This window comes from Coleofasciculus sp. (genome assembly GCF_046565525.1).
In the GTDB taxonomy this organism is placed as follows: Bacteria; Cyanobacteriota; Cyanobacteriia; order Cyanobacteriales; family Coleofasciculaceae; genus Coleofasciculus.
Genome location: NZ_JBKHUP010000059.1, coordinates 12,457 through 31,734 on the forward strand (window position 1 = coordinate 12,457; position 19,278 = coordinate 31,734).

At 46.3% G+C, this 19,278-nt stretch carries 18 protein-coding genes and 1 pseudogene; 14 read left to right on the plus strand and 5 right to left on the minus strand.

Features of this window, described 5'->3' with window-relative positions:
- The first annotated feature begins 62 nt into the window (after positions 1–62).
- Together ACLGGO_RS20665 and ACLGGO_RS20670 are read left to right on the plus strand one after the other, a co-directional pair.
- Positions 63–485: a tellurite resistance TerB family protein gene (locus ACLGGO_RS20665; protein WP_446335174.1), complete on the plus strand. Its 423-nt coding sequence runs from the start codon at positions 63–65 to the stop codon at positions 483–485.
- Positions 486–887: 402 nt separating this feature from the next.
- The gene (locus ACLGGO_RS20670; protein WP_446420722.1) at positions 888–2,132 is read left to right on the plus strand and encodes an S-layer homology domain-containing protein; all 1,245 of its coding nucleotides are present in this window, start codon (positions 888–890) and stop codon (positions 2,130–2,132) included.
- Positions 2,133–2,222: 90 nt separating this feature from the next.
- Here the strand turns inward: ACLGGO_RS20670 and ACLGGO_RS20675 are convergent, their stop codons facing one another.
- Positions 2,223–3,653 (minus strand): GAF domain-containing sensor histidine kinase, encoded by a 1,431-nt coding sequence (locus tag ACLGGO_RS20675; RefSeq protein WP_446420723.1) that lies wholly within the window; start codon positions 3,651–3,653, stop codon positions 2,223–2,225.
- 496 nt (positions 3,654–4,149) lie between these two features.
- On the opposite strand from ACLGGO_RS20675, the gene ACLGGO_RS20680 reads away from it, so the two are divergent.
- The 3 genes from ACLGGO_RS20680 (at position 4,150) to ACLGGO_RS20690 (ending at position 8,559) form a co-directional block, all read left to right on the plus strand.
- Complete coding sequence (locus ACLGGO_RS20680) at positions 4,150–4,467, plus strand: DUF3155 domain-containing protein (protein WP_446369321.1); 318 nt, start codon at positions 4,150–4,152, stop codon at positions 4,465–4,467.
- A 232-nt stretch (positions 4,468–4,699) separates the two neighbouring features.
- Entirely contained in the window at positions 4,700–5,740 is a 1,041-nt protein-coding gene (locus ACLGGO_RS20685; protein WP_446420724.1) for an ATP-binding protein, read from the plus strand.
- A 524-nt stretch (positions 5,741–6,264) separates the two neighbouring features.
- Positions 6,265–8,559: a carotenoid oxygenase family protein gene (locus ACLGGO_RS20690; RefSeq protein ID WP_446420725.1), complete on the plus strand. Its 2,295-nt coding sequence runs from the start codon at positions 6,265–6,267 to the stop codon at positions 8,557–8,559.
- Positions 8,560–8,659: 100 nt separating this feature from the next.
- Here the strand turns inward: ACLGGO_RS20690 and ACLGGO_RS20695 are convergent, their stop codons facing one another.
- The 3 genes from ACLGGO_RS20695 to ACLGGO_RS20705 are packed head-to-tail and all read right to left on the minus strand — an operon-like array spanning position 8,660 to position 9,806.
- Positions 8,660–9,040: a hypothetical protein gene (locus ACLGGO_RS20695; protein ID WP_446335168.1), complete on the minus strand. Its 381-nt coding sequence runs from the start codon at positions 9,038–9,040 to the stop codon at positions 8,660–8,662.
- A gap of 20 nt (positions 9,041–9,060) precedes the next feature.
- The gene (locus ACLGGO_RS20700; RefSeq protein ID WP_446353215.1) at positions 9,061–9,471 is read right to left on the minus strand and encodes a DsrE/DsrF/TusD sulfur relay family protein; all 411 of its coding nucleotides are present in this window, start codon (positions 9,469–9,471) and stop codon (positions 9,061–9,063) included.
- A 17-nt stretch (positions 9,472–9,488) separates the two neighbouring features.
- On the minus strand, positions 9,489–9,806 hold the full coding sequence (locus ACLGGO_RS20705) for a DsrH/TusB family sulfur metabolism protein (protein WP_446335166.1): 318 nt from the start codon (positions 9,804–9,806) through the stop codon (positions 9,489–9,491).
- Between the two features lie 697 nt (positions 9,807–10,503).
- Between ACLGGO_RS20705 and ACLGGO_RS20710 the strand changes: the two genes are divergently transcribed.
- The 3 genes from ACLGGO_RS20710 to ACLGGO_RS20720 all read left to right on the plus strand — a co-directional run bounded on the left by ACLGGO_RS20710 (position 10,504) and on the right by ACLGGO_RS20720 (position 13,813).
- Complete coding sequence (locus ACLGGO_RS20710; protein ID WP_446420726.1) at positions 10,504–11,397, plus strand: D-alanyl-D-alanine carboxypeptidase; 894 nt, start codon at positions 10,504–10,506, stop codon at positions 11,395–11,397.
- A 959-nt stretch (positions 11,398–12,356) separates the two neighbouring features.
- Positions 12,357–13,634 (plus strand): S41 family peptidase, encoded by a 1,278-nt coding sequence (locus ACLGGO_RS20715; RefSeq protein WP_446420727.1) that lies wholly within the window; start codon positions 12,357–12,359, stop codon positions 13,632–13,634.
- A 23-nt stretch (positions 13,635–13,657) separates the two neighbouring features.
- Positions 13,658–13,813 carry a hypothetical protein gene (locus ACLGGO_RS20720; RefSeq protein ID WP_446420728.1) on the plus strand — a complete coding sequence of 52 codons (156 nt, stop codon included), beginning with the start codon at positions 13,658–13,660 and terminating at the stop codon, positions 13,811–13,813.
- A gap of 36 nt (positions 13,814–13,849) precedes the next feature.
- On the opposite strand, the gene ACLGGO_RS20725 is transcribed toward ACLGGO_RS20720, so the two are convergent.
- Positions 13,850–14,560 (minus strand): lysophospholipid acyltransferase family protein, encoded by a 711-nt coding sequence (locus ACLGGO_RS20725; protein WP_446420729.1) that lies wholly within the window; start codon positions 14,558–14,560, stop codon positions 13,850–13,852.
- A 363-nt stretch (positions 14,561–14,923) separates the two neighbouring features.
- Between ACLGGO_RS20725 and ACLGGO_RS20730 the strand changes: the two are divergent.
- From ACLGGO_RS20730 to ACLGGO_RS20755, 6 genes and pseudogenes are all read left to right on the plus strand, one after another.
- Positions 14,924–15,139, plus strand: a pseudogene (locus ACLGGO_RS20730) (FAD-dependent oxidoreductase); the annotation flags it as partial.
- A complete protein-coding gene (locus ACLGGO_RS20735) occupies positions 15,133–15,351 on the plus strand; it encodes a hypothetical protein (RefSeq protein ID WP_446420730.1) in 219 nt (72 codons plus the stop codon). The pseudogene ACLGGO_RS20730 and the gene ACLGGO_RS20735, both read left to right, overlap by 7 nt.
- Positions 15,352–15,903: 552 nt before the next feature.
- A complete protein-coding gene (locus tag ACLGGO_RS20740; protein WP_446420731.1) occupies positions 15,904–17,343 on the plus strand; it encodes a phosphoglucomutase/phosphomannomutase family protein in 1,440 nt (479 codons plus the stop codon).
- Positions 17,344–17,379: 36 nt separating this feature from the next.
- Positions 17,380–17,514, plus strand: a complete 135-nt coding sequence (locus tag ACLGGO_RS20745; RefSeq protein ID WP_446420732.1) for a hypothetical protein — start codon at positions 17,380–17,382, stop codon at positions 17,512–17,514.
- 712 nt (positions 17,515–18,226) lie between these two features.
- Positions 18,227–18,448, plus strand: coding sequence for a LapA family protein (locus tag ACLGGO_RS20750; protein WP_446335161.1), 222 nt, complete (start codon positions 18,227–18,229; stop codon positions 18,446–18,448).
- Between the two features lie 98 nt (positions 18,449–18,546).
- The gene (locus ACLGGO_RS20755; RefSeq protein WP_446420733.1) at positions 18,547–19,119 is read left to right on the plus strand and encodes a Uma2 family endonuclease; all 573 of its coding nucleotides are present in this window, start codon (positions 18,547–18,549) and stop codon (positions 19,117–19,119) included.
- Positions 19,120–19,278: the final 159 nt, after the last annotated feature.

Genomic DNA, 19,278 nt, shown 5'->3' on the forward strand with positions numbered 1-19,278 from the left:
AAGCGCATTTTTGGGAACAGTTCTGATATAGATAGAGCAGAAGTTCTTTGTAGAAAAACGTCATGGTTACAGACTCTCATGTCAAACAGCTTGTGAAGATTCTGATTGGTGCGGCTTGGATAGATGGTCGAATTCAGCCAGAGGAACGGGAGTATCTGCGCCGAGTCGCCCAGCAATCCGGTGTGGATGAAGATCCAGACATTCGACCCCTGTTGAATGAACTCAAATCGGTGTCTAGTAACCAGTGTTATAGATGGGTGCAAGAGTATTTGGGTGATCATCCTAGCCAAGAGGATTATCAGGGCTTGATTGAAGCGATTAGTGCCTTAATTTACAGCGATGGCGATGTGGATACTGAGGAAGCTAAACTTCTCACTCGCTTACAGCTTCTCGATCCCGCCCAGACTTCCCCCAAGTCCACTCAGAATAATGTGCTTAAAGCCATTCAAAAGCTCTACCACCGTTGGATTGACCAGCAAACTTAGTCCTTTGTCCTTTGTCATTCGTCCTTAAGGAACAGGGAATAGGGAACGGGGAATGGGGAACAGGATCAGGTAGAGTGTTGACTCAAGTCCTTCTGGTCACTCATCATTCCCTTTACCTTGCCCCCTTTTTCCCTTGAAGCCTTGGAGCGCTGGAGCCTTGTCTGCACCATTTCCCCCATCTTTTCTCCTTTACCCTAAGAGTCGGTAGGGTTTTTTTTTATCGGAAACTAATTGTCCTTAATGATCGTCATTATCTTTTAAAATGTTCCCAAATACAGTGACCACGAGAACATTTTTTTGCTAAAGTTTATCCAATTAATAGGTTGGAAAATTTTAGGAACATCTGGAATCCTAAACGGTCTAGTTATTTAACAAGACGATTTGTGTTGGAGAACGCCTTTAATGTCTAACTTTTATCCCTGGCAATCTGGAACCGCTGCATTTTTAGCCCTTGGATTAACGGCTGGTGCGATCGCTCCCTTCGTTACAGGTGCATCAGCCCTTGCCCAAACCACACGTTTCTCAGATGTTTCTTCTAGCTACTGGGCTGAAGACTTTATTACAGAATTAGCACAACGGGATATTATTTCCGGTTTTCCGGATGGCACATTCCGACCTGATGCTCCCGTAACTCGCGCCCAGTTTGCGGCTATGCTGCGTAAGGCAAATCAATCTTTTAATAAAGCCAATCAACGGGGAGCAACGAATTTTGTCGATGTTCCTTCAAGATACTGGGCGTATTCTGCGATCCAAGATGCTTATAAAACGGGATTTTTAACGGGTTATCCGGGTAATGTTTTTAGACCCGAACAAAATATTCCTCGTGAACAAGCCTTAGTTTCATTGGCAAATGGCTTAAATTATGCCGCGAATTCAACCAATGTATTAAGTTACTACAATGATGCGTCTAGCATTTCTAGTTGGGCGCGGACGCCAATAGCCGCCGCTACAGAAGAACGCTTGGTGGTGAATTATCCGAACGTTAAATCGTTAAATCCCCAGCGGAATGCTAGTCGTGCTGAAGTCGCTGCATTTATTTACCAAGCCCTAGTGAGTGAAAATCAAGCGCAAGTTGTCAGTTCTCAGTACGTAGCTGATCCGACGCCTGTTGTTCAAAATTTCACGATTCCTGCGGGTACAACTATTCCAGTTAAGTACATCCGAGAGAAAATTTTAATTGCCCAAGAAGACGAACAATTACCCTTGACGTTAACAGTTGATGCTAATATCACAACCTCTGATAACAAGGTGCTGATTCCTGCGGGTAGTGAGGTTGTGGGTACGTTGCGTTCGACCAATGGTGGCGCTCAATTTATCGCCGAGAAACTAGTGATGAATGGTAAGCAGATGAATATTGATGCTTCGTCTGAAGTTATCACCACAACAGAAACAATAAGTCAAGGTAGTAATACAGGTACTCTGCTCAAAAATGCTGCACTTGGTACAGCGGCGGCGGCGGCGATTTCGGCGGTAACAGGAGATCGAGCGATCGCGACGGAAGAACTGTTGATTGGTGCGGGCTCTGGTGTAGCGTTAAGCTTAATCCAGCGCTTCCTCGGTCGCAACAGTGTTGATCTGATTGTGATTCAACCGGATACCGATTTGGATCTCAAACTAGATAATAACTTAGTCATCAGCGCCAACTAGATCACCATAGTGTAGAGACGTAGCATGCTACGTCTCTACACGTTAACGATGTGTGGCTTTCCAGATAGGTGTTTTCGGTGTTTTTTTACTTCATGATTCATGAATGGGTAACCAAACCACAAAGGTTGTTCCCTGGCTTGACTCCTCCCCCGAACTTTGAATCGCGGCGTCTAACTGAGATTGTTTCCACAGTGACTGCGCCGGACTAAATACCTCGATTTGACCCTGCATTTGTTCAATCAGTGCTTTGGCGATCGCTAGCCCTAAACCACTCCCTGGAATCCCTGTGTTGGCTTGTATTCCCCGATAACGCCGCTCAAATAAATGCTCGATGTCTTGGGGCACAATCCCCAAACCCGTGTCAGTAATCGCAATTCCTACCATTGTCCTCGTCTCATCATCGGGTTGAGCCACACCTGCTTCCACATCAATTTGTCCCCCGGCTGGCGTGTATTTTAAGGCATTGTCAATTAAATTATTCAAGACTTCTCGTAACGCCTTAGCATTAGCCCGAACAGGGGGTAAGTTTTGGGGAATCGAATAGCGTAATTCTAAACCACGTTCTCCTGCGATCGCTTGGGCGGAAATGAGCAGGGGTTCTAATACTTCAGTGACGGTGAACGACTCGACAATTAGGGTTTTGCCCGGAAGCAGAGGAATGGCTGGTGCGTCTGTATCCGGTTCTGAGTTAACGACAGAAGCTATTTTCCCATTCTCGTCGGGTTCAGGGAGTGGACAAGTCGCCGCGCTAGCTAACGCGGGTAAGGTTAGGGGTTCACTTGTCGGTGCATCCTGATCTAAGCACTCGTCAAAATCTTGCAATAAATCTTTCAAGCGATCGCTCTCCCGCACAATACTAGCTGCAACGTTATGATTTTGATCATCGGGTTGCAGTCGATTGAGTAGCAGCTTGCCAAAGGTTCGCAATGCGGTTAAAGGATTGCGAAATTGATGCAGGATATCATCAAGCCGATCCCTTTGCTGTGCCTGTAGACGGCGTTGCTGAGTCCATTCCTGCTCAAACCAAGCCCGACGCCGATCCATTAAGTAGGCAAGTGTCAATGTCCCAGCTATGCGTTCAATCGCGGTTTGTTCTTTGTCATTCCACGGTCGATCCTCGCGACTTGTCACTAATAATCCCATGACTACCCCTTCATGGATCAGGGGCAAAACTATTTGCCGTCCTTGAGATAAGGGATAGTTGTCCTGATAAAGTGAGGTGGAATCTGGGATAGGGTGATCGTCACAGGGTAGAGGTAAAAGGTGAGGTACAGCTTCAGCAAGGCGGGGAATTGTGTCCAGTGAACTGATGCGATCGGGCAATGCTAACTCAGCATCGTCCTCTTCCCAGATTGCCGCTTCTGGATAGACTACTACCGGAATCAGTTTAGGTTGCGCGGCTTCGTCTAGCTCATCTGTTGTTAAATATACCGCACTCAACGCCGCGCCTAGACTTTGAGTGAGGACTCCGACCTGTGATTGACACAAGGCGACAAATTCTGAACTAGCAGGAATGAACATGAGGATTGCGTGATCACCAGCAGAGGGCTTTTACAACAGAACTCAGCAAAGGTTCCTTTTCTATAATGTCTAACAATTGACACAACTGGCTATCGCCCCAAGGATATAAGATGAAATGGGGAATAGAGAACTCTTCACAGGGAACAGGATCATGTATAGTGTTGGCTTCTCTGGTTAACTCACCACTTCCTCATCTCCCCCCTGCACCACTTCCTCATCTCCCCCCTGCACCACTTCCTCATCTCCCCCCTGCACCTCTGCCTCTGGAGCCTCTCTAGGGGTTCTTTGTGAAGTTTTTTAACGAAAAATTAAATTTTATGGTAGTGATTGGGGCGGGATCATCGCTCAAACCCTTTTTTTTACTTAGTCTTGAGACATTTTAGGTATATCTATCAGAGCATAAAAAGATATTGATATTTCAGACTCAAGCAGATATACTTGCGACGGCTTTTGTAACTAGCATTACAACTGTCGGCAAAAAGAGGAGGTAAAGAGGTTGGCAAGAAGACGTAAGCGCAAGAGTCGCCGCCGCCAAGAGGGGCGCAAAATCCTAGAGCATGTGCCTCAGTATAATATAGAAAGCGGTGAAGATAAACCGGTTACAGCAGCACGTAAATATATTCAATCAGCCGGGATTATTCCGCCTGCTTTGCTACTAGTTAAGCGAAATGAGCATACGACAGACCGTTATTTCTGGGCAGAAAAAGGTTTATTTGGCGCTCAATATGTTGAGGAAAACCATTTTCTATTTCCCAGTCTGCGGGTGCTTGAGGCTCCCGTAGAAAAGGCTGTAGTTGCGGCTCAAAGCCGCTGACAGAGCCAGACTGTACGGATTGATCAGTGAGTGCTTTGACACTCATCATCGGCAATTCGTCTCATTCCTGCTAGGGGGGTGGGATGAATTGCCTAATTTTTTTGGTCATGTTAAGTTTCGGCTAGGATAAAAAGTCTCCAAAGCAGAGGGAGAGAAGGTAAGGCTCAAGGTGGCAAGGTAGAAGAAAATGATAACTGTTGAGTATGCTTGTCGAGTCATTTTCCTCTGATTCATGAGTTCAGTGCAACCGTCTTGTCCATTTATAGTCGGTGTAACGATCGCGGACTCCCGATTTTTTGTGGGACGCCAAGAGGAGTTGCAACGGATTGTCTCTCAGATGACAGGTGTCCTACCGGGTAGCTTGAATGTAGTGGGGCGCAGACGAATTGGCAAATCCTGGCTTCTCTATCATTTTTGTCAAACGTATCAGGAGTACCTTTCTCAACCCCATCGGTTTATTAGCGTTTATCTTTCGCTGCAAAATCCCCAGTCTCATGGGGAAGAAGGATTTTATCAGGTAGTTGGGCGACTGTTGTGGAATCATCCCCAAGTGCAGCGTCAACCGGGGTTAGTTGAGGCGCTGAGGGTTCAACAGTTTAACCGCTTGGCATTTAGTAGCGCCATGGGACATTGGAAACGCCAAGGGGTGTTAGCGGTACTCTGTTTAGATGACTTTGAAGTGCTGATGCGCCATTATCGGGACTTTGATGATGGATTCTTTGATAACCTGCGATCGCTAATCGATAGTGGCGCGTTGATGGTGGTGGTGGCGTCTCCCCGAAAGTTGGAATATTACCAGCATCGGTATCGTCTCACCTCGCCATTTTTTAAGTTGAGTCAGGTGTTGGCGTTGGGAGAATTGCGGGAAGAGGAGGCGTGGGAATTAGTGAGTTTATCGGATACTCAGGGAAAGGAGGGACAAGCCGCATTGAGTCCCCAGGATCAGAAATTGGCAAAGCAGTTGGGGGGTACTCATCCCTTTTTATTGCAGTTAGCTGGAAGTTTACTATGGGAAGCACGTCAGCAGAGGCGAGATATAAATTGGGTTAAGGCGCGGTTTGAGGTAGAAGCAAGGCGCACTCCTGGATATAGTTTTGAATTGCACCAGTTACCGCTTCCGTTGCAGGTATTAGTTAGGTTTCCCTTGAATTTAGGGCGAATGGTTAGGGGGATTCGGGGGACGGTGGATGAGATTGGTAATTTGATGGTGGGGACGGCTATTTTAATTGGAGTTATTTTAGTTGTTTTGGTGCTATTGAGGTTATTGTTTTAGACATTACCAATAATTAAAACTTTTCGTTCTCTACAATTTCAATTAGCTTTTTGTCACTTAACAGAAATTAACTGGTGAGAAATTGGTGAGAAGTATTCGCAATTACTGAGGAAGTTACGTCGTTTCAGCCTTATGTTAAAGATTTTTTGTATCCAATTTGCAGTATTTTAGTTTTTCGCCAAGCTCAACCCCTTGCTTTAGGGTCGCTTGAGCCGCATTTTCTCAAGACATGGTGCAGACGCGATCGCACCTTTAATGCATGTATTTTTGTAAAGAACAAACGAGTGTTTTGACAAAATAGATAATTTGTAGTGATGAAGCTATCCAACGTTTAGGTAGAAATCCACAAAAAGGTCTGTTAAGGATGTATATTAACAAGCATGTCAAGATAACAGAGCTGACCCTTGAGCCATTGATTGCCACTGTCCCGGAGGATAGGGTCGCAAGAATCCTACGGATGGTAGACCGATTAATCAAACTGGCTCATCAATAATGTTTCATTTGAGAGTAATCAGGAGCCTTTTATGTCATTCAAAGTCACTGGACGAGTTTACGAATCCGAAAGTGGTTTAGGGATTCCTAACCTAATAGTCGAAGCCTTTGATAAAGATATCGTCAAGAGCGATAACTTGGGATATGTGAAGACCAATAGTCAGGGACAATTTGAAATTACCTATACAGACGCAGATTTCCAAAGCCTGTTTGAACGGTTTGAAGGCAATCCCGACTTATATATTGTTGTCCAAACACCGGATCGTGCCAAAATTGTATACACCAGTGAGAAAAACGTTCGTCCAGATGCAAGTACGGATGAATATTTTGATGTACCCATTCCCCGCTCCACCTTTCTGGCAAACAAGGAAGAGTGGCTCAAAAATGAGCGGCAGTTGCTAAAACTCCTGATTGGGGTTGCTTGGATTGATGGGGTACTCGAACCGAAAGAACTCGAATTTTTGCAGCGAGTGGCAAATGAAAAAGGATTGACAGACGATCCAGAAATTAAATCCTTATTATCAAATAACCAGCCCGTACCGCGTGATGAGTGTTATCGCTGGTTAAAAGCTTATTTAGGAAATTATCCCAGCGAGGAAGATTTTCAGGAACTATATGAAGCTTTCAACTCCCTCATGTATTCTGAAGGAGCGTTAGACGAACAAGAACAGGAACTGATAAAATCACTAAGCCTCGCCACCACCGCCCCATCTGGGACTCGCCCCAATACGCTTCAGCAGCGCTTCATGAGCGTTTTAATGGATAACGAATTCTTGGCTAACGTCCTACAAATGGAGCGCTCATCAATCGCTAGTGACGTAGCCAAAGGTGCGGGTTACTATGCGCGGGTTCCTTACGGAATCCTGAGTCGCCTCAGCCTGACGGCAAACGTCAAAGCCCTCGCTGAGGATATGGCAGATTTTTATTTGACGGACAACTTTGCCCCAGTCAAACAAGAAGTGACTGCCGATAATTTAACCGTCATTGGCGAACTTCCTCAGGAACTTTCGGGGATGTTTCTTCGCAATGGTCCTAACCCTCAATTTCCCCCCATTGGACTCCACCATTGGTTAGACGGGGATGGAATGCTGCACGGCGTTCACATTAGCAATGGCAAAGCTAGCTACCGTAACCGCTACATCCAAACCGAAGGGTTTTTCCAAGAGAAAGCCGCCGGGAAATCCATTTGGCCCGGACTGCTGAACCTACCTCGGTTTGATTCCCCTCACGGTTTGATGATGAAGAATACCGCCAACACCGCCTGTGTGTGGCACGCAGGTAAACTACTGGCGCTGTGGGAAGCTGGCGCCCCCTATCAAATCCGACTTCCTGACTTAGAAACAGTTGGCGTGTATACTTTTAACGACAAACTCGCTTCCACGTTTACGGCACACCCCAAAGTTGACGCCGTGACGGGTGAAATGATTGTATTCGGTTTCGCCCCCATTGCTCCCCCTTACCTGGAATACAGCGTCGTTTCCAAAGAAGGCGAACTGTTGCGAACCGTACCGATTGATATTCCCGCCCCGGTGATGATGCATGATTTTGCCATTACCGAAAACTATACGCTGTTTCTGGATATGCCCCTGACATTTCGCCCCATGCGAATCATGTTGGGTCAGCTACCGATTAAATTCGAGGCTCAAAACCCCAGCCGCATTGGTATCCTACCCCGCCATGGCGATAACCGGACAATCCGCTGGTTTAAGATTTCTACCTCTATGCTCTACCACGTTGGTAACGCTTGGGAAGAAGGGGATGAAGTGGTACTCCTGTCCACCCGCACACCTGATACCTATCTGTTTATCCCTCAAGAAGATAATGGTGAAGGTGGGGACACTGAATTTGAACATTTCCGCATGTATCGCTACCGGATTAATTTAGTAACGGGTGCGGTGAAAGAGGAACTTCTCAATGACCTCGATGTCGCCACAGAATTTCCGCGCATCAATGATGATTTTACGGGTCGCAAAACACGGTATATGTACGCTTCCCGACAGGCAACCTATATGAGACCCCGACTCTTATTAGACGGTCTAATTAAGTATGACGTAGAAACAGGTAGCTCTCAGATTCATGAATTTGGTCGGGGACGGTTTGGCGGTGATAGTGCCTTTGCCCCGCGTCCGGGTGGAACAGCTGAGGATGATGGCTGGTTACTTACGATGATTTGGGATGCTGTAGAAAAACGGTCTGAATTATGGGTCATTGATGCTCAAAAGTTTACCAATGAACCAGTGGCACGAATACTCATGCCTCAGCGCGTTCCTTACGGTTTCCACGCCGCCTGGATTTCTGAGGCACAAATGGCAACTCAACAAAGTTAACCGTCAACGTCTCTGAGAGAGCACCATTGTAGAGACGTTGCATGCAACGTCTCTACAAGGCGGATGTATCTTAACCGCTATATTGCCCCCAGCATTATTTTTACCAATGCCAGATTTGATCGTAATTCCCAAATAACCCGGGCAAATCCTGACAGGCAACGTGAGTCAAACCGTTAATCATTTTTCCTTCAGGAATCCCACGAGATTTCACATCATCTACCACAATATAAACCGTAATTCCCTTCTCGATTGCCCGCCGCAAATCTTGATCCAGTTTAGGTGGCTGGGTTTGTGGCTTATCCCCAAACATAAGTCCAGACGCATCTTGCCCACTCACGGCATAATTCACCGCATTTCCCCTCAACAAAATATCTAAATCAGCACCGGCAGCTTTCATCGCTTGAGAAATCCAAACCGAGGGATCATCTTGTTCTTCAATCGTACAGCGATAAGCGGATTCAACTATTTGTAACGCTTTCATCTTACTATCCCTAATCCTTCCTACTTCGTAGCAATAATTAACGTTCCATCCGACTCACTCGCCCATTTCCATAAATCACTCGGCGCACCACGACGACAGCCATCAATCGCATCTTCTACCCCTCGCTCATCCACACAAAGCCCGCAATTAATCCAATCTAATTGACACCCCTTTGCTTTCGCTTTTTCCTGGAGTGCGGCAATCCAATCTTTGGTTAAAGGATGATCTTCTTCCTCCACTCCTCTACCATGAACCGCATTCGCGTGGGGTTTTTGATGAGCAAAGGCTAAAGATACTGCCCCTTCATAAGCAAAAACATTCACATTATACCCACGTTCAATTGCCTCATGAATCATCCGAAACGCTGTGGTTGTCCTTGCTTGTTCAAAAGGACCATCCATAATGGAAAAGGTTAAGGTTTTGGTACTCATTTTTTACTTATCTTGGGTTACAGCCAAATCGTTTTTTGTCCTTGAGCCATGGCATCAACCACAGCCGCAATACTAGCCACTTGCACGCCATCGCTTAGTTCTGTCTGTGAGATACCGCGTTCTCTCAGAGAAAAATCATCTGCCAATACGTTGACAGTGTTGAGATTGGCTAAACCATTCGCTACCGAAGCACGAGCGGCTAATACGCCATTTTCTACCAGAAACAAGGTGGTTTCATTTCCAGCATTGGCTAAATCTGATGCCAACTGATAATTTTGACTCACTTGGGTTGAATCAAAGGAACTCCTCGATTCAATTAAAAAATACTTTGCCATTCTGTTTGGCTCTCCAACCGATTGAATTAGTCAAATCAAGCAAGCAATGATAATGCCAGGACTCCCAACTATAATACAGGTTCAATTCATTGGCAAGATTGATTTTAATCCACGTTTTTGTGGATTTGTCAATGATTTGATTTTAAAGAATGTTTAATTTTTAAGAGATTACATTCAATTATGTTTATTTTTGTGTAGAAGTGGTTATTCGTCATTAGACAGGGAACAGAGAACAGGATAAGGTAGCATTATCGGTAAAACATCCCTACACCTCAGCACCCCTGCACAATTAGATTAGATAGCGAAGACAGCGCCTACTACGAACCGCGCAGGTTGCCAAAAAAACGGTAAACCGTCCTGATGACAACGTTTTGAGCCAGTAAAACAACCACAGAAATCAAAATGACGGGAACATAATCCCTGTCCCCGGGGTTCTAAGGTGTTCAGTGTTCAGGGATAATTCCTGGCAATTGATGGAGTGGTGTAGAGACGTAGACGGCTACGTCTATCAGTTACCAGTTATCAGTTATCAGTTATCAGCCAATTACTGACCACTGATAACTGACCACTATTTACGCTCACCTACGGAGCTGACTTATCGCGCCGCAATGAGCCGCATCATGTTATCTTGCTCAATTAGCGATCGCGCTTTGCTCATGCTCTCTCACGATGCCCAGATTGTAAAGGCTTGCAGACGATGAAACCCATGAATCCTTGGCAGAAGCAGTCCCTAGCCATGCTCACCGTCGGTGTGATGGCGATGGGTAATGTCATGACTCCCAGCATCGCGAGGGCGACAACGGCGGCTAATTTGACTAAAAGCGCCGACTCGATTGAAATCTTTGTTCCGCCTCCAGAACGTCGAACAAGTGGCGTTTGTCCAGATTTTTTGGGATTTTATATCGACTCAATCATTAATCGTCCCAATTTAGCGGGGGGTAAATGGGGGATTGTCGTGGAATCGGTATCGAATCCTGGGATTTCCTACAGCCACAACGCCAATCAATTTCTTATCCCCGCATCCAATAACAAACTCTTTACCACCGCCGCCGCTTTACAAAGGCTGGATTCCCAAGCCTTAATTCAATCGAAATCGTTAGATGAATGGGTGACAGTAACCAACCAGAGAAGCAGTAACAGCTATGCGGATAGCCTACTACGTTACATTGGTGGACCTTCTGCCGTGAAGCAGATTTTAGCACCCTTAGGTGTTGACCCCAATAGTTTTCGTCAAGTTGATGGCTCAGGTTTATCCCGGCAGAATGTAGCCACGCCGCAAGCGTTAATCGCGACATTAAAAGCGATGATGTATGCCAATGGTAATGATTTATTTTATCGTTCCTTACCCGTTGCCGGTGTGAATGGAACCCTGAGAAATCGCTTGCAGTTACCTGAAACTCAAGGCAGAATTCGGGCGAAAACGGGGACATTACGAGGAGTGAGAAGTCTGTCTGGGTATTTGGAACATCCCTATTATGGGACGATTTTGTTTAGCATTATGGTGAATCAACCGTCTCAGTCGGGACAAGTATTAGTGGGGGCGATTGATGAAATTGCCTTGCGCTTGGCTCAGTTAACGCCTTGTCAGTAATCTTTGCTGTCAGTAGTCAGACGAAATAGTCTAGTCCGCGCAGGCGGACGAAAGTTTGTGTAGCTGCGACTTCCTCCTCGCCAAGGCAAAAAGGGGATTTCTGAAAAAGTTAGTTATACCAAGTTGCCGTCTAAGGTAGAATCTGTCATGCTGAGCAAAACGCAGTGAAACGGAGTGACGCGAAGCATCTGCCCAGATTCTGACGCTCGTTCCGACGCTCGTTCCTCGCTACCGCTTCGCTAACGCTATCGCGCAAGCGTCACGCTTCGCTCAGAATGACATGATAGAACGCAACTTGGTATTAGGCTAGAAACAGCACAATCTTTCATCCATTAATTTTATGGCAGGGGAACCGGGAATTAAAGTCGAAAAGCCTGTTTAATTCTGGAAAAAAGCGATAAATCTTAGTCCTGAACAACTCACCAATCTGATACTGTAACCCCTCCGCCCAACTAATACATTTGCTCAATAAAACCTTGGAAAAGGGCGGGTTTACTAACATCCGGGTGAAAAAATACGATAACCATAAAACCCGCCCCTACATTGATATCAGAAACTTCCCTCACCGCCAACCCCTCTGCGTTCCTCTGCGCGAACCTCTGCGTTCCTCTGCGTTAAAAAAGCCAACCCTCCCGCCTCTCAACCCTAAAAACAAAGCGCGATCGCAAGCAAATTATATAATCAATATAAACAGCACTAACCAAGCTTTACTCTAATATTTTAGGCTAAGGGTTTAATCGCATTAACTTTGTAGGGGCGCAAGGCTTGCGCCCATCAAACCCCTACAATCTATTGCTAACTATTCAATCGCGAGAATTTATCTCCCCAATTTTTCCGCCATAACTTATGTTTTGGAAATTGATGGGCGGGTTTTATCGGAAATTGTATAATTAATCTAAATAGCACTAACCGAGCTTGATTTGTGTTGACTTCATGGCTTATATCTCCCACTCTCAACTATGAAACTATTTCGCCTTTCTCGAAATCACCGCCTAATTATCACCACCCTAATCAGCCTCTGTCTAATCCTATTTAGCTGGCTCAATTCTCCCCTCCATTCCACAGCAACTAATCCCCAAACTGAACTCTTTAACCAAGTTTGGCAAACCGTCAACGATAACTTTTACGATCCAAACTTTAACGGCGTCAACTGGCAAACCATTAAAGACGAATATGAACCCCAAATCCGCCAAACCCAATCCAGGGAAGCCGCCGCAACCCTGATCAATCAAATGCTTTCTGAACTCAACACCTCTCACACGCACCTCTACATACCCAACCAACCCGCCTACTACCAAGTCTTAGGAATCTTTGCACCCAGAAACCGCGACTTACGCCAACAACTCAAACCCTTCTTTCCCAATGACAAAATAGAATATACTGGCATTGGTATAGTTACCAAAACTATCGACAACCAAACCTTTATCAGCGCCATTCTAGAAGGAAGCCCAGCCGCTAAAGCCGGATTAAAGGTAGGCGATCGCATCCTGAGTGTGGATAATCGCCCATTCCAACCCATTGAATCCTTTGCCGATCAAGCTGGTACTCCTGTACCAATCCTAATTCAGCGATCGCAAAATCCCAACAGTCAGCAAGAAATCACCGTCACCCCTAAATTGCTGGATACAACCACCATGTATCTCGACGCCATGGACGCCAGCACGGAGATAATTGAACAACAAGGTAAAAAAATCGGTTATATTCATATCTGGTCTTACGCCAGTGATGAATATCAAGAACAGCTTGAGGAAAAACTAATCTATGGTCGTCTCAAACAAGCAGACACTTTAGTCGTAGACTTAAGAGATGGATGGGGAGGTTCACCCCTCACCGCCCTGAACATCTACACCGCTCCAAATCTCAGCTTAACCGCTATTTCCCGGGATGGCACGCCATATACTCACTACGCCGGCTGGAATAAACCTGTCGTCATGATTGTCAACGAAGGAAGCCGCAGTGCTAAAGAAATTCTGGCTTATGGTTTCCAGAAATTCGATATCGGACCCGTTGTTGGTACGCCAACCCCTGGCGCTGTAGTGGCGGGGCGTGCATTTCTCATGTCAGATGGTAGCTTGCTTTACGTCGCCGTCGCTGATGTCTACGTGAATGGAGACGAACGACTCGAAGGGAAAGGAGTAACACCGGATATCCTGGTTCCCTTCTCTCCAGAATACGCCCAAGGCGCTGATCCCCAAAAAGAACGGGCGCTAGAGGTGGCGCTGGAAGCCGTTACCTAATTAGGATCTGCTGAATAAGTCTGGTGGAGGGAGCAGGGGGAGCTGGGGGAGCTGGGGAAGCAGAGGGAGCTGGGGAAGCTGGGGGAGCTGGGGGAGCTGGGGGAGCTGGGGAAGCAGAGGGAGCTGGGGAAGCTGGGGGAGCTGGGGGAGCTGGGGAAGCCATAGTACATTTTCCCTGATAGCTAAGGGTTTGGGAGTTGTGCAGCAAGCCCTAATTACCAATCCCCAACATCCTCAAGCGCCTGTCGCAAATCATCCCCAATTTCTTCAGCACATCCTTTAACCGGTTTATGACAGTAATCCGCCACCGCTAATGGCGAACCAATACGAATGTCAACATCGCACCCCCAGTGGGGTACAGGTTGACTGTAATGAATCCGAATCGGTACAATTTTAACCCCTAAACCCGGTTGCTCCTTTTCTGCATGGAGCGCTATTCGAGCAAATCCCGGTTCTAGGGGTTGAATTTCTTCTGTGCGAAAAATATCGCCTTCCGGGAAAATCACCAAAACTTTTCCCTGTTCTAATAACTCAATCCCGTGACGCAAACTGGAAACTCCCGGACGCTTGGGATCAACTGGAAAACCGCCTAAATGACGAATAAACCAGCCTTGCACACCGTTCATTTCATCAACCGACACCATAAACTGCAACTCCCGTCCGATAATATCTCGACCTGCGGCGTAGGCTAACGTCAGCGCATCCCAGCGAGAACGATGGGTGGGTGCAAAGATAACTGGACTGTCTTTGGGCAAATTCTCCCGTCCTTTGACCTCAATCTTGCCAAAGTAAATGGGCAAAACCAGGTGACGTCCTAGGGGATAGACTAGGCGCACTAACCACGGTGAAATATGAGAGGTGATTGCATCTTGCTTGGTAGTTGGGGAATGCTCTTGAGTTTTGTCGGGAGATTCAGTCGGGCTCATTGTGGCAATCGGTGATGTGTAAGCCAATAAAATTTTATTACAGCTTCACCTTAGGTGTTATGACCTAGACTATCCTCTACCTAAGGGGTGATGAAGTTAGTTTGTAGTAAGGGCTTTAGCCCTTATCAAGGGAGGCAGAGCCGGGGAACGAGTAAAGCTTAAATAAAGGTGGGTTGTGTTGATATCACTTATCGATGGACTAGGGCGGGTTTTATTGTTCATTGATTGGTGGCTATCTTAATTTAGCAGCTAAATCCGCCCCAAGAATCGACTGTAATTGATCAAAAATCTGCCTGTTGAATGGTGCAATACTTTCCGCAACTATGCAACCTTCAAGTCAGGTACAGATACTTAAACAACAGTATGTCTTATAATTACGAACTCTTAGTCATTGGTGCAGGGTCTGGCGGTCTGGCGGCGGCGAAACGAGCCGCTGCTTACGGCATCAGCGTTGCTGTGGTTGAAAAAGAATCCCTCGGTGGTACTTGTGTCAATCGCGGCTGCATTCCTAAAAAATTAATGGTCTATGCGGCTGATTTTGCTTTACAAGATAAACTGGCAATTAGCTATGGTTGGAGTGCCTGAGTGAACAGGAGGAAAAAACGATGATTAAATTAATCGTTGAGGGAGAAAACCAGCGCATCGTGGGCGCTCAGATGGTGGGTGAACATGCGGCGGATATTATTCAAACTCTCGCCGTGGCGATTCGTCAGGGCGTCACCAAGCAAGAGCTAAATGGGACGATTTGTATCCATCCGACTATCGCAGAAGAGGTTCTCACGCTGGAGTAATGGGGAAGCCAATTCAATCTTCACAAAATGGTGTTCAAGTACACATTGGTACAGTCGGACATAAGATGTAGCTTGCTTCTGGCTTTGCAAGTATGACGAATGAGGAATGACGAATGACCGAAAAATTGGGTCACAAGCCTCCCCCTGCCATCGGGACTTTTGTGCTATGATAACGATGGTTGAAAAACCCGCATTCGCTTGCAGCGATATACACTCATTATGAGTTGAAACCGGGACTGGGCCAGCAATAGGGAAACGACGGAAGGGCAATGGTAAAATCCAACCTGGAAGCCAAACAAAAGTATTTTTTGATGCTTTTGATCTAAACGATACATGTAGTCGCGGGAGGGCATTCCGAGACTTAAAACGGACAGGGAGCGTATGTAAGACCTCTTTGAGGCAGTGTGCGTAGAGCTGTCAACCCCATTCAGCGACCACCCTTAAAAAGGTGGCGTGGTGAGGAATCATCGCACTTACAGGGCGGTGAGGATGTCAAAAATGATAATACTCATCCCCCTATAATTGAGTAAAATCAAGAACAAAGTAGCCCAAATGAGTGCAGCAAATAGCGCTAATAAAATAAAATTCGGCACAGATGGCTGGCGGGGAATCATCGCTGATGATTTTACCTTTGCCAATGTCTGTAAGGTAACTCGCGCGATCGCAAGTTATTTAGATACAGCCTACGACAAAGACCGCCCCGTTTTAGTCGCTTATGATACCCGATTCCTGGCTGATGAGTTTGCCCGCATGGCTGCTGAGGTGTTGGCAGACTTGGGTTGGACGGTGAAAATTGTCAACCGGGATTGTCCCACACCCGTGATTGCCTATCAAGCGCGTCAACTTAACTCAGCCGGAGCGCTGATGTTTACTGCCTCCCATAACCCCGCTGCTTATTGCGGGATTAAATATATCCCGGATTACGCAGGTCCTGCTACCCCGGAAATCACGGATACGATTGTTTCCAATATTGCTGGAGCAGATGATGCGCCACCTACGGGTAAGCATGGTGATAAAATTTCTACCTTTGACCCGAAACCGGATTACTTGAACTTTATTTACACGCTGCTAGATGTAGAACGGATTCGGCGGGCGCAACTTAATGTCAAATATGATGCCCTCTATTCCACCTCTCGCGGTTATCTGGATGATGTCTTAGAACATTGCGGCTGTCAGACTGAGGCATTTAACACCACCCGCGATGTCTTATTTGGGGGGGGAATGCCCGAACCCAAAGGGGAGTATCTGGTGGGGTTAAGAGAAGCCGTGATGCGGGATAAGGCAGATTTAGGTCTAGCTACCGATGGAGATAGCGATCGCTTTGGTATCGTGGATGAACAGGGGACTGTGCTAACGCCCAATACGGTGCTGTTGTTACTGGCACGTCACTTGATTAAGAATAAAGGTAAAAAAGGTGCGATCGTCCGTACTGTTGCTACAACTCACCTGTTGGATAACTTTGCCCTAAAAAATGGTCTAGAAACTTACGAGACAGCCGTCGGCTTCAAATATATCGGTCAGAAAATGCGGGAAACCGAGGTGCTGATTGGGGGTGAAGAATCCGGGGGATTGAGCATTATTGGGCATATTCCCGAAAAAGATGGTATTTTAGCCAATATGCTGGTGGCTGAAGCTATTGCTTACGAAGGCAAACCCCTAAGTCAGTTAGTCGAAGAAGCGATCGCGGAAGCTGATGGTCCGGTTTACAACCAGCGCCTGGACTTGCATTTAAACGAGGATCACAAAGCTGCTGTTTTAAACACTTGCGCCAAAAATCCCCCCCAAGACGTGGCTGGGATTAAGGTTAAAGAAGTTGGGCGCAAAGATGGGATTAAACTCTATTTATCAGAAGGAAGTTGGGTGCTACTGCGTCCATCAGGTACAGAACCCCTGATGCGGGTGTATATGGAAACAGATTCTCCCGAAAAGCAAAGCCAAATTGCTGAAGCGATGAAGCAGATGATTCAGCAGATGAAACCTGCGACGGTATAACTAGGGTTTGCTGAATCAGGATTGTAGAGACGTTGCATGCAACGTCTCTACACAGTTGGGGAATTCCACCCATCAAAATTAGTTTCCTACCAAATCCGCCTTTATTACCCCATGCAAGAGCAGGCGATTGAAATCGCTGCTACACAAACAAAGTCCGCGCAGGCGGACTGAATTATAGAGGATTTCGACTTTATTCTGCAAAGGTTTTGGTTATTTACTTTGTATGTTTCAATCCCTGATAGGGATTATAGAGGATTTTGACGCTGATTGTCTCTTTGTAGATATTCATCTCACTCGTGTTTCAATCCCTGATAGGGATTATAGAGGATTTTGACCGCCGACCTCTGAAACGCTTGCAGTGTATAGCTTTCAAGGTTCAGTTCCGAGAGACTGCATCTAATATACCATTTCAGACTTCGACAGACAAGAGACATCTTCAAGAAAAACTCCAAAACCCTCTACTAGCAAGCGTTTCAAGATTTCCGAGATTCTCATTTTCGGGATGGTGTCCTCAAACCCAGAACCCATAAGGGATACAGCCGAAAATTTACTACAGCCTTAAAAAACACCTACCCCTTCTCGGATTTAAGCCCAAAAAATTCAATCATCCCGAAGGGGTTCACCACCGATGCGCTTAACCTTTCGTTGAGAACACCCCCAGAGGCAGTCAAACCGAATGCTATCCGGGTTTAGCTTAACCACTTCGCCCAGGTGGAATGGTACTGACTGGTATGCTGGTGGGCAATGCCCACCCTACGATATATCAAGGGTGGAGGCGAGCTCAAACAGTGCCACTTCGCCTAGGTGCGATCGCCAACCTTACTGAATATCGTCAAACTGCGCTCAAATACACTATACTGCATCCACTGCCCTGAAGACTTAGATGAAAGCCTTAACTAATCTGCTAACCTCTGTAATTGTCGCCGCGTGGATTGCGGCAATTGCTATCCTATCCGTACAAAATGCCACACTTGTATCCCTAAGATTCCTCACTATTGAGTCCATTAAACTCCCTGTGGGAATTGTATTGGCGTTTAGTGTAGGCATAGGAGTGATTGCTGGGGCAATTATTCCGTGGGTATGGCAGATTGAAGGCAGAAGATAGAGGCGTTAACACCCACTTGATGTTAGCAGGGTACGATATGATTGTACCCCAACGATCGCACCGACAATAAGAACACGACTTCAGGGAGTGTGCCTCAAATGACAGTTAGCCCAAACTACGCCTATATTTCTCCAGAAGACTATTTAGAAGGAGAGAGAATCTCCCCCATTAAGCACGAATATATTCGTGGGGAAGTCTATGCCATGGCAGGTGCAAGTAAAGCCCATGGTCTCATTGCTCTTAACTTAGCCACCCAGCTAAGAAGCCATCTACGGGGGAGAGGTTGTATCCCTTACATGGCAGATATGAAAGTCCAGATTGAAGCGGCTAATATTTATTACTATCCCGATGTAACTGTAACTTGTGATGAACGCGATAATTCTTCCTCCGATGAAGACTTTATTCGCTATCCCTGTTTAGTTGTTGAAGTCCTATCTCCCAAAACCGCCGCCTTTGATAGAGGGAATAAATTTGCCGACTACAGAACCATAGACACTCTAGCAGACTATGTGCTAATTAATCAAGAACGTATGAGTGTTGAGTGTTTTTGTCGTAATTCCGAAGGACTTTGGGTGCTCCATCCCTATAGCCAAGGGGAAGAAATTCACTTCGCTAGTGTTGATTTTCACTGTCCTATCGAAGCTTTGTATGAAGATGTTATAGGACTTTAGTGGGTTAAAAAGATGTAGAGACGTTGCATGAAACGTCGGGGCGGGTTTAGTAAAATCTGGGTGCAACCGAAAAGATAGTGGTGAAAGTGAGCCCCTACAGAGGCGCCACATAACGTGAAAAGTCAGGATCTCTCAGGGGGACGCAAGGGGGAGCTCTTA

What these genes read in the sequence shown, in the direction of transcription:
- ACLGGO_RS20695 (WP_446335168.1), bottom strand. Translation starts at nt 9,040, where the DNA reads ATGAAAGCGTTACAAATAGTTGAATCCGCTTATCGCTGTACGATTGAA.
- ACLGGO_RS20675 (WP_446420723.1), bottom strand. Translation starts at nt 3,653, where the DNA reads ATGTTCATTCCTGCTAGTTCAGAATTTGTCGCCTTGTGTCAATCACAG.
- ACLGGO_RS20700 (WP_446353215.1), bottom strand. Translation starts at nt 9,471, where the DNA reads ATGAGTACCAAAACCTTAACCTTTTCCATTATGGATGGTCCTTTTGAA.
- ACLGGO_RS20725 (WP_446420729.1), bottom strand. Translation starts at nt 14,560, where the DNA reads ATGAGCCCGACTGAATCTCCCGACAAAACTCAAGAGCATTCCCCAACT.
- ACLGGO_RS20690 (WP_446420725.1), top strand. Translation starts at nt 6,265, where the DNA reads ATGTCATTCAAAGTCACTGGACGAGTTTACGAATCCGAAAGTGGTTTA.
- ACLGGO_RS20685 (WP_446420724.1), top strand. Translation starts at nt 4,700, where the DNA reads ATGAGTTCAGTGCAACCGTCTTGTCCATTTATAGTCGGTGTAACGATC.
- ACLGGO_RS20745 (WP_446420732.1), top strand. Translation starts at nt 17,380, where the DNA reads ATGCAACGTCTCTACACAGTTGGGGAATTCCACCCATCAAAATTAGTT.
- ACLGGO_RS20665 (WP_446335174.1), top strand. Translation starts at nt 63, where the DNA reads ATGGTTACAGACTCTCATGTCAAACAGCTTGTGAAGATTCTGATTGGT.
- ACLGGO_RS20710 (WP_446420726.1), top strand. Translation starts at nt 10,504, where the DNA reads ATGAAACCCATGAATCCTTGGCAGAAGCAGTCCCTAGCCATGCTCACC.
- ACLGGO_RS20750 (WP_446335161.1), top strand. Translation starts at nt 18,227, where the DNA reads ATGAAAGCCTTAACTAATCTGCTAACCTCTGTAATTGTCGCCGCGTGG.
- ACLGGO_RS20705 (WP_446335166.1), bottom strand. Translation starts at nt 9,806, where the DNA reads ATGGCAAAGTATTTTTTAATTGAATCGAGGAGTTCCTTTGATTCAACC.
- ACLGGO_RS20715 (WP_446420727.1), top strand. Translation starts at nt 12,357, where the DNA reads ATGAAACTATTTCGCCTTTCTCGAAATCACCGCCTAATTATCACCACC.
- ACLGGO_RS20740 (WP_446420731.1), top strand. Translation starts at nt 15,904, where the DNA reads ATGAGTGCAGCAAATAGCGCTAATAAAATAAAATTCGGCACAGATGGC.
- ACLGGO_RS20670 (WP_446420722.1), top strand. Translation starts at nt 888, where the DNA reads ATGTCTAACTTTTATCCCTGGCAATCTGGAACCGCTGCATTTTTAGCC.
- ACLGGO_RS20755 (WP_446420733.1), top strand. Translation starts at nt 18,547, where the DNA reads ATGACAGTTAGCCCAAACTACGCCTATATTTCTCCAGAAGACTATTTA.